The organism is Myxococcales bacterium, from assembly GCA_022563535.1.
GTDB lineage: Bacteria > Myxococcota_A > UBA9160 > UBA9160 > UBA4427 > DUBZ01.
Map to the genome: position 1 here is coordinate 72,436 of JADFNE010000013.1, position 10,149 is coordinate 82,584.

The 10,149-nt window shown below is 57.4% G+C and carries 7 protein-coding genes and 1 tRNA gene; 3 read left to right on the forward strand and 5 right to left on the reverse strand.

Features of this window, described 5'->3' with window-relative positions; genetic code table 11:
- Positions 1 to 160: 160 nt before the first annotated feature.
- The 3 genes from IH881_06355 to IH881_06365 all read right to left on the reverse strand — a co-directional run bounded on the left by IH881_06355 (position 161) and on the right by IH881_06365 (position 3,449).
- On the reverse strand, positions 161 to 721 hold the full coding sequence (locus IH881_06355) for a DUF1415 domain-containing protein (GenBank protein MCH7867303.1): 561 nt from the start codon (positions 719 to 721) through the stop codon (positions 161 to 163).
- A gap of 200 nt (positions 722 to 921) precedes the next feature.
- A complete protein-coding gene (locus tag IH881_06360) occupies positions 922 to 1,977 on the reverse strand; it encodes an outer membrane beta-barrel protein (GenBank protein MCH7867304.1) in 1,056 nt (351 codons plus the stop codon).
- An 860-nt stretch (positions 1,978 to 2,837) separates the two neighbouring features.
- Positions 2,838 to 3,449, reverse strand: coding sequence for a nuclear transport factor 2 family protein (locus IH881_06365; GenBank protein ID MCH7867305.1), 612 nt, complete (start codon positions 3,447 to 3,449; stop codon positions 2,838 to 2,840).
- Between the two features lie 574 nt (positions 3,450 to 4,023).
- Between IH881_06365 and IH881_06370 the strand changes: the two genes are divergently transcribed.
- Entirely contained in the window at positions 4,024 to 4,503 is a 480-nt protein-coding gene (locus IH881_06370; protein ID MCH7867306.1) for a glutathione peroxidase, read from the forward strand.
- A gap of 46 nt (positions 4,504 to 4,549) precedes the next feature.
- Here IH881_06370 and IH881_06375 read toward each other — a convergent pair whose 3' ends face one another.
- On the reverse strand, positions 4,550 to 5,872 hold the full coding sequence (locus tag IH881_06375; GenBank protein ID MCH7867307.1) for an FG-GAP repeat protein: 1,323 nt from the start codon (positions 5,870 to 5,872) through the stop codon (positions 4,550 to 4,552).
- A gap of 431 nt (positions 5,873 to 6,303) precedes the next feature.
- Between IH881_06375 and IH881_06380 the strand changes: the two genes are divergently transcribed.
- Both IH881_06380 and IH881_06385 read left to right on the forward strand, forming a co-directional pair.
- On the forward strand, positions 6,304 to 6,744 hold the full coding sequence (locus IH881_06380; protein MCH7867308.1) for a DUF4102 domain-containing protein: 441 nt from the start codon (positions 6,304 to 6,306) through the stop codon (positions 6,742 to 6,744).
- Positions 6,741 to 9,767, forward strand: a complete 3,027-nt coding sequence (locus IH881_06385) for a fused MFS/spermidine synthase (GenBank protein ID MCH7867309.1) — start codon at positions 6,741 to 6,743, stop codon at positions 9,765 to 9,767. The genes IH881_06380 and IH881_06385 overlap by 4 nt, the downstream gene beginning before the upstream one ends.
- 255 nt (positions 9,768 to 10,022) lie before the next feature.
- Here IH881_06385 and IH881_06390 read toward each other — a convergent pair.
- Positions 10,023 to 10,098: transfer RNA gene (locus tag IH881_06390), tRNA-Thr, on the reverse strand.
- Positions 10,099 to 10,149: the final 51 nt, after the last annotated feature.

The window sequence follows — 10,149 nt, forward strand, 5'->3', positions numbered from 1 at the left end:
TCATCGGCAACCTTCGCCTTCAACTCCAGAAAAAAACACCACTTCTGGGCGGTTGAGATCGTGCGAAATTGCCACCGATATCCCGGAAGTGGGTGATTCTCAACGCAAAACCACTCGGTCGCCAAACGGACTCCAACGCAGTCGCGGGCCGAGTCCAACTCTAGTCGGGTTGAGCTCTCCGGCAATCGGCCAGCATCGCCTCCAGCGCTTCTTTCCCCAGCGCCTCGAGACGACGGATGTTGTGCTCGGGAATCGACTCCGTTCCGGAATGCTCTTGCACGGCCCGGGCAACACTGGATTCCCGGAGCAGGTGCAGCATCGGATACGGTGAGCGGTTGGTGTAATTGCCGACGTCGTCCGCCGCGTTGCCCTCGAAGCGGTATTGCGGATGAAAGCTGGCAATTTGGAACTCACCGACCAGGGAGAGATCTGCAAGGATCTGGTCGCAGAGATCGAGAAAGTTGTTGTACTGCTCAAAATCATTTAGCGCATGGGGATGAATCAGCAGGAGGCTGTCGAGTTGCTGTCCTTCGTCGGACTGCATGAACAACAGATTGTCGATCAGGGCTTTGCACAAGACCTGGAGATCGCTGGTCGTGCAGAGCGTCATGCGCAAGCCAGCGCGGGAGATCGAGGGCTCTGCAAACGGACAGAGTCCCAGGCCGATGACCATTTTGTCGACCCACCGACGGGTGGCAAGGATGATCGGATCCTCGCTCAACGATCGACCCTGCCCGTGCGATTACTGTGATTGAGAGTTGGCATGGGGGGAAGCCTAGCCCGGAAGTGATTCAGAGAGACGAAAAACTGAATCGGAGCCAAAACGACCGACGGCGGATCCACATCTCTGTGGACCCGCCGTCTGTAGGCGCACCAACCGTCTCTAGCAAAAGCGGCTGATACTCGACCTTTCGATCGAATCTAGAACGTGTACACCAACTGTGCCAAGATCAGCGCGGAGACGTCTTCGTCTCCAGGTGTTCCGTCGCTGCCTTTGAACCCGTCCGCGTCGATGTCGATCCGGATTTCAGCCTTGGCCTGCAAATGACTGGTCAGGGCGTAGTCGCCGGTAGCCGTGATCGAGTATGAACTGTCACTGCTAAAACCGTCCAGGTCCAAAATCCTCACTTCGCCGCGAAGCGCAACGCCCATGTCGTCGTTCAACGCCATACGCGCAGCTAGTGCGATGCCGTGGATCTGTCCTATATCGTCCGCATCGACCAAGGTGTAGTTGAACCACGCCGAAACGCTCTCCATGCCGTCGCAAGTGAGCACGAGATCGTAGAAGCCAGTGTCGACTCCGCCCTCGTCGCCCCAGACAATCGTGCCGGTTGCCGACCAATCATCCCCACTCTTCGAAATCTGAGCGGTCAGAGCTTTCTCGTTGTTGTTGTCGGCTACGGCTCCGGAAATTGTGTCATTCAAAATACCGAGGGCGACTCCAAAGCCCATGAAATCAGTGCTGAATACTGCACCGACGTTGGTCACCGGTTGAATTTCCCACACCAAGCCGCGAGTAATGTTGAAGTTCGCATTGGTCTGTGGAACCTCAGCGCCGATCATCGTAGGCAGCAAACCGAGGTCGAGGTTGACGCCATCGCCAACCGGTGCCAGGTAGCTGACATAGGCTGAGAACAGGTTGCCATCGAGGTCGCCTCCGATCGTGCCCCACTGATAGTCGAGATGGGCACCGCCGCGACTGTCTTCTGTGGCCGCATTGTCGATGGAGATCCAGGCCTGGTCGAGCTGGAACGAGTTGGTGTTCTCGTACCCACTCAAAGGTTGGCCGCCGGTCTGATTGCCGTCAAACCCCTCAAAGTTGTAGTTGTAGCTTGCAGCTACCCACCCATCGATCGAGGTGTTTTCGAGCATGGAAGAGAGCGCATTCCCCTCTTCCTCCTCAGACGCCAGAGCGAATTGCGTAAAGAACAGCAGGCCGGCGATTGCGACGGCCACTGTCGTACCAAAAGATCGCATTACAGTTCTCCTAGAGTTGGCTCCCAAAACACATGTTTTGGGATGGCACGCTTACATTCGAACCAGTGGGCACCAAGGCGCTGGGACCCGGTTGGGACCTACGACCTCATGAATTTCATGAGGTCGGACTTACAGAGCTGTGGGGGGATTTGTGGAGAGCGGTGATCCGCTCGAACTTGCCCGGTTTCTGCTGAGAGGCTCACGACGCTGCTGAGCCCGGCTGACCAGCACCGAATATGGGTTTTCTACCTACTATTCTATCTAGAGCATTCTCCGCGAAACGCTGGGGGAAGGGTTCTCATTGGGATAACGATTTAGCTTTTAATGCCTGTACCGGACCTGACCCTTCTAGGCGTCGATACATCCAGCGTTCTCGTTCAACGTCTGACCTTCCGTTCCATCCTCAGTCGTTTGGCGATCGGAATGTTCGCGCCATAGGCTGGCGAATTTCTTGGGGTTTGAAAAGGCTTTTATACGCTGAAAATTTGCTAAGGGCGAAAATAATGTCGGACTGACCGAGAGTGAGTGTTCAATTATTCACGTAGCTAATAAGACGCATAAATAGTTGGGGATCGTTTTCACGCTCTAATGGTGGCGATTTCAACAGATTAAATGCAAGCGGGGCAACGATAATGACACTCGTTACAGGCAAATTCGCTAGATATGTAGTAAAAATCACACAATATTGATCGTCAGAATTCTGGCGTATGTCTATTCAATCGCATTTTTTTATGCGGTCTTTTACCCATCGTAAGCTCAATAAAAAATCGGCGCCCGCAGCTCGATCTCTCGAATTTCACTCGATCATCGAAATTGGCTGATTTTCGGCGCGATCCGCGACCGGGGGCATACCAACTCGCTTACGCGCCCCCGTTCAATTTCGTGCCATGGGCCGCGAGATGGTGTGTCGACAAGGGGGGACGCTCGTCGAGCACGCGGTTGATTTCGTAGATCCGACGGTACCGCGTGTCTTTGATGACCCAGCGGCCATCTACTTTGAGGTAGCGATCCCAATAGAGTGCAGTCCCGCAGGTGAAGAAGTTGAAATTCATCACCCACATGTTGTCCGCCAGGTACCAGATCCCCGTGGCTTCGGTTTCGCTCAGCATCTGAATTTCTGGATGATGTCCGTTGTGATGCCCCACCGCTTCGCAGGTGAACGCTTCGCGAACGGCTTTGAGGTAGTCGTCTTTGCCCTGAAATTTCCATTCATAGCTGCCCCCTATGAAATGAACCAAGACGTCGTCGTGGAACAGATCGGCGAGTTCTTCAAAGTTGGCGGTGTCTAGACAGCGGAAGTAGGCGTGCTTCAGCTGTCGAATGGCTTCCATGTCCATCAACATCTGAACCCCGCGGCGAACTTCGTCAGGTCCTCCATCGGCGATCTCCAAGGGAAGTCCCTCGGTGATCCCCATTTCGGCTTTGGTGAGTTGTCGTGCGGATTTTTCGGCAAGCGAGAGTGTTTCGCTCATGATGGAATCTCCAGATATTGGGGTTTGAAGCGCTTGAAGACGGGCGCCGTCCCATACGATACGTGGGCCCGGGTGGGCTAGCTAGCAGCCTGCGCAGAATCCTGGCTGCGCAATATCCTTCATAGATGGACAATTTCAGTGGAATTGGATTGCCCAATCCCAATCGATCGCGAAGATCGTGCACCGGGTCGCGATGGGCAAGGAGTGTGCACTCCCGGGTAGAAGGCCGTGCCGGACAAACAGCAACGATGGAGGCATTCAGGTCGGCACGCGATTTGCTCTACCAGCAAACATCATGTGGATAGAATTCTTGGGGCTGATTTGCTGCGGATGGACGACTTATGAGCTGACCCGGCTCATCACCAGAGGATTGCGCCGCGAGCGCTACAAAAAACCGTCGACGCGTTCATTCGGTGCCTGGGATGGGAGCGGGGCGGCGATCGACGTTGAGATTGTCGACTAGATTGTCGACTGACGGGCTCCAACGGGTTTCGTGTTACAGTAAAGCGCAACCCGGTCAAACCCCGTTTCGGGCCTGACGACTCGAACAATCGGTTCGCTACGGAGGACACCCATGTCGAGCATGCACGATTTTACGATGAGTTCCATCACGGGAGACAAGGTCAATCTCTCGGACTTCGCCGGCCAGATTTGTCTGGTGGTCAACGTCGCGACTCAGTGAGGCCTTACCCCTCAGTACGCAGGTCTGCGTACCTTGCACGAAGAGAACAAGGCCAAGGGATTCCAGGTTCTGGCCTTTCCATGCAATCAGTTTGGTGAGCAGGAACCGGGTACCGATGCGGAGATCCTCGAGTTTGCGACCTCGAAATACGGCGCGACGTTTCCGATGTTTTCCAAAATCGAAGTCAACGGCGATGGTGCGTGTGAACTCTATCAATACCTGAAGGCCGGGAATCCCGATGGCGACGGCAACGAAGACATCGCCTGGAATTTCAGCAAGTTTCTGGTCGGAAAAGACGGCGAAGTCTTGTCCCGGTTCGCTCCGACCGTGACTCCGGAAGAAATCGGAGAGAAGCTCGCGGAACTACTCTGAACCCTCTCGCGTATCGAAACGGGCGTGTAACTGGGATGTGTGATGGTTACAAGCCTATGACGTAGGCCGAGCCGGACAGCTCACCGTTGGGGTCGTCGAATTGGGCTCCGACCACGGTGACTTCTCCGTCGACCGCTACCGAGACGCCAAAGTTGTTCCCCGCGGCTCCGTCATCGGCAGTGAGTTTGCGATCCTGGCTCCACAGCATCGTCATCGTGTCGTAGCGGTAGACGTAGGCCGAGCCCGATCGGAAGGCGCTGCCTGCGTCGTTCTGCGCCCCGACCACAATCAAGTTGGTACCAATAGACACCGATCCGCCGAAGAAGTCATCCTCGGAAGCGCCAGCGTCCGGCGTCAACTTTGCCTCTTGGTCCCATGTTGTGCCATTGAAGCGGTAGACATAGGCCGAGCCGGACTCGGGCCCAGCGCTGTCGCTTCCCCCGGCTCCAACCACGAGCACGTTTCCCTTCAGCGACACGGATCCGCCGAACAAGTCGTCTGCCGCGCCGTCGGAGGCGACGAGCGCTTGTTCGAAAACCCAGTTCGAGGTTCCTGAGTCGAAGCGGTAGATATCGACAGAACCCGTGGTGCCGGGACTCGTTTGGAAAGAGTTGAAGCCGTTGTCTCCGATCGCGATCACGCCTCCGTCCAGGCTGAGTGCGGTGCCAAAACTTCGACTGATGCTGGCGATGGGCACGATTCTCTGTTCCTGGGTCCAGAGCATTGTCATTGCGTCATAGCGGTACATATAGACTACGCCCGAAACAAAAATGAAATTCTCTCCGGGGGCAGCTACGGCGATGACGTCTCCGTCGACGAGGTCTGCTTCGACGGCCACCGCACTGCCAAAGAAGTCATTTTCGGAAGTGCCCGAGAGCGTCGTCAATTTTTCCTCTTCGACCCAGGCCGAGCCATCGAAGCGGAACACATAGGCCGAGCCGGAATTAGCAGCGGGGTCGTCGTCCATGTTTGCGCCAACCGCGATCAGGTCGCCGTCGACCGCCAACGCTGCGCCAAAGAAATCGTCCGCCGCGCCATCGGAAGCCGTGAGCCTCTGCTCCGCGACCCATGTCGCGCCATCGAAGCGGTAGACATAGGCCGAGCCGGAGGAAAAACCATTCTCGTCGTGGCCGACGGCTCCGATCGTGACCACGTTTGCATCGAGGGCCACCGAACCGCCAAAGAAGTTGCCCGCCGCACCATCCGGGGCAACGAGTTTGCAGTCGAGTCCGGCGCAGCCCGCGTCACCGCTGCCGCCACCACCCTCAGCACACGCGCCCGCGCCGAGCAAGACCAGGGCCAAAATGAGTTGTAGTTCGAAGATGTTGTTGAACTTGTCGCCGAAGCTGCAGTCGAAGGTCCGCGTCATCTGTTGCCCGAAAAAATCAAGGGTTCATCGCACCCCCGACTCTACCGCGCTCGCGCGATCCTCCCTAGCCCGACCTATTTTGGAATTTCGAGCGGGATGGGGCCCCCGGAATGCAGAGGGGGCGACACCAATTGTTGTAGGTGTCGCCCCGTCCACAGGTTCAACGACTTGTAACCACTTGCCGGTACTAACTTTAAGCTGGAGCTGATGATCCGACTTGAACGGACGACCTGCTCATTACGAGTGAGCTGACAGGGCTACTTCGCCTCTACGCTCCCAGTCGCCCCCAGTCTCTCCCGGTACTCCGCCAGTCTCCACCCCATTGAAAACACTAAAGAATGCCTGATGCTCTCAAGTGGAGAGCGCACTGTGGGTACTCCGCCAGTCCCCCGGGATACACCCTCGGCTGGCACTAATCGGGCACTAAAATCATGAAAGCAAAACTCAATAATTCGAAGATCTCCCAGCTCCAGAGCGAGGCGGCCAACAAGGGCAACCCCGCAGAGGGGCATGACAGTCAGACCGAGGGTCTCGGCATCGTGTTGCACCCGTCGGGCAAGGGCGTCTGGCGAATCGACTACCGCGATCCGATCAGCGGCAAACGCCGACGAAGAAAGATCGGGAAGTTCCCGGCCGTGACGATCGTCCATGCGAGGCAGGTTGCCTCTGAGAAGTTCCAGCGGGTAGCACTGGGGTGTAGCTCGTCAGCAAGATTCGGAGATTTGAACAGAACCTGGATCGGCCAAGCAGATGCGCAACTTTGCGAGTCCATAGGCCGTTTACTACCCTGCGGAGGGGGCTCTCTATCGTGCCATCGTGCGAGGAGCTATCGGTCGGCAGAGGCTGATTTCGAGATTGGGGATGAGGCGTGACGCGGGCCGCTGCACTTTTTTTGGCGATCTTCACCGGTTTCACTGGGCTGGTCTACCAAGTCACATGGCAGAAATATCTCGCGACACTGCTCGGCTCCCATAGCGAAGCGACAGCCGCAGTTCTGGGCATCTTCCTGGGAGGCCTGTCCCTGGGCTACTCGGTCTTCGGGACCGTCACCGAGCGGCTGATCGATCGGGCCGCTGCGCGCGGGAAGTCTCCGAATCTCTTGCTCGTTTACGGTGGGATCGAGGCCGGCATTGGGATCTACGCATTGGCGTTTCCCTGGCTCTTTCGCAGCGCACTCTCTATTTCATACATGCTTCCCCATGGCAATCCGGGGATCGGGTTTGCGAGCGACGTCATCCTCGCTGCGCTCTTGATTGGCCCTCCCACCGTGCTGATGGGCGCCACGATCCCCGTCCTCACCCAGGCTCTCTCACGCAGCATCGAAGATGCCACCCGGTTCCATGCCTTCGTCTATGGACTCAATACGGTCGGAGCATTCGTGGGTGCACTGGCGGCGGGGTTCTACGTCGTACCGCTCTTTGGCCTGGACGGAACTGTCGTCAGGATGGGGGTGATCAACTTGTTGGCCGGAGCCGGCTATGCCGCTCTGGGCTTGGGCCTGGGCAACCATGTGGTGGAGGCCTCCGCTGATCCGGAACCCGCCCCTGACGGAGCGGAGATCAGCGGAGGCGCGTTCTATCTGCTGGTGGCCCTCTTGATTGGCTTCTCGATGATGACCCTCGAGACGACGCTGATTCGCCTGGCCGGGCTGACCTTCGGATCGTCGCAGTTCACGTTCTCGATGGTCGTCGCCGCATTCGTGCTCTGCATCGCGATCGGGGGACTCTCGGTTTCGGGGCTTTCGCAGATTTCCAAGAGTGTCCTGGTCGTCGTCATGTGGGCACTCGTGATGGTTCTCTGGTGGCTCTACTTCCTTCTCCCCCAAGCTCCCTATTGGGTCTTCTTGCTGCGCTCGACCTTTGAGAACACGAATCTTGCGTTCTACATCTATCACTTCGTGGGCTTCGCGTTGCTCGTTGCGGTGCTCGGTATTCCGGTGTTCTTGTCGGGCATGACCTTGCCCTTGCTCTTCCATCACCTGAGGCGCGAGTACGGAGAGCTGGGGGCGTTGGCCGGGCGCCTCTACAGTTGGAACACCGTTGGGTCGCTTCTGGGCGCCTTGATTGGCGGCTACGCTCTCTTCTTCTGGTTCGATCTGCATCATATCTATCGGTTCGCACTCGCGGCCCTGATCATCTCTGCAGCGATCACGACCATACGCGTATACCGCCTGCGTGCAGTGCTCGCGGTGGGGATCCTGCCCATCCTGTTCTTCCTCTCGGTTCAACCGCCCTGGTACAGAACGCTTCTTAGCCAGGGGTTGTTTCGCGAGAGTATGATGCCCCCAGGCGCTGCCGACGGCTACCAGCTATTCGTCGACCGCTACATATCCCCAGAAGACGTAAAGATACGCTTCCACGAGGACGGGCCCAACACGACGGTCACAATCCAGGAGATCAATTTCGACAACGACAAAGAGAACTCATTGACCGTCAGGGTCAACGGGAAATCCGACGGCAACACGATGAGTGATTACGTCACGATGACGCTTCTGGGAATTCTGCCGGCCATCATGGCGGACGAACACAAGCGCGCATTCGTAATCGGATGGGGGACGGGGATGACCGCCGGCACCCTCGGCGCCCTCGATGGCGTTGAGGAAGTCGTCGTCGCCGAGATCTCCCCGGCCATCATTCGCTCGGCACCGCTCTTCGATCGCTACAACTACGATGCCTCGCGCAACCCGAAGATTCACCTGAATCAGGGTGACGCATACCGTGCCCTGACCCGCAGCGAGAAGAAATTCGACATCATCGTGTCCGAGCCCAGCAATCCCTGGGTAGTCGGTGTCGAGATGCTCTACAGCCGAGAGTTCCTCGAGTTGGCGCGCAGTCGCCTGGCGCCCGGAGGGGTCTACGCGCAATGGTTTCATCGCTACGAGACCGACGATGAAACCCTGGATCTCATTCTCCGCACCTATGCCTCGGTATTCGACCATGTATCGGTTTGGGGTGCGCAACCGAAAGACCTGATCATCTTGGGCCTCTCGGAGAGCGGCCCTGCGCTGGACTTCTATCGACTGCTCGAACGCGCCGGGAAGCCTCCCTACAAAGGGCCGCTGGCGTCGATGGGGATCGACCTGCCTTCCAAGCTGATGATCCGTGAGCTGGTGCCGTTCGGTGTCATCCATGCCGCAGGACTCGAAGGGCCCCTCCACACCCTCTATCGTCCTATTCTGGCCGACATGGCCGGCAAAGCATTCTATCGGCGCGGAGACGCGTATCTTCCCTTTACCGGATTTGGAGAGCCCGCTCGAATTGGCGCCAAAAACTCGATGTGGAAGCGCTACTCGGATTACGTTGGTGGGCAATTCTCCGACGAAGAGCGACTCGCTGTGATCGACGCGGCCCTCGATCAGATGCGTCCCTTTGCGATCTCCATGGTGGCCAGGTGGATGACGGAATCGTCCGACTCGCCGGAGTTCAAGATCGCCTATCAAAATGCGTTGGTCTGGCTTCGCGCCAACATCGAGGATTTGGAAGACCCTGAACAGACGCTGGAAGATCTTCGGATTCTCTATGAGGTCGGTACTCTCGTAAGCGGAGAGAACTCGACGCCTGACGCCGCGTGGCGACTCTCGCGGGCATTTGCGAGCTACTACTACCATGGTGCACCGTTTAGCGAGCCGGCCCTACGCAGCGCTTGGACTCATTGTCAGAACCAGATCCGCACCGAAGAAGCCTGCAGATCGAGGGTCGAGATAGAAGCCAAGAACAGCATCGATCTGATGTTCGGGGGCGAAGCGGAGTTCGAGAAATCGGTTCGCAACTGCATGCGAGAGGCGAGAGGCGGCGTTGCGCTATGCCAGTACGGTGAGCAGCAGGCCGATCGGCTCTTGCGGGGAGATCTCTCGGGCCTTGAAGGCCCGGTGGGAAATCCGCGCTCTCCGTTCTAGTTTTCAGCAGAAGGGGTCTGATGGAAAACTTACTGCTCGCAACCTTCGTCATCCTCCCCATCTTGCTCTGGGGCGGCTTGATTGCCTGGTTTCGCCGGATTCGCGGGGCTTGGTTGTGTTGCGAGGACTTTCCCACAATTGCTGTCTGCCGGAGCCGGTCTGGGTGGGAACGGCAGGTCGATATCTCGGCCGTATGAATCGCGTAAGACAGAGGCCGGCGCTGTGACGCCGGCCTCTGCAAGTACGCGATTAATGTGGAGCTGATGATCCGATTTGAACGGACGACCTGCTCATTACGAGTGAGCTGCTCTACCAACTGAGCTACATCAGCGAAAAATTTACGGGTCGGAGAAACCCGGCGGCGGATTTTAGCCCGCGGGGT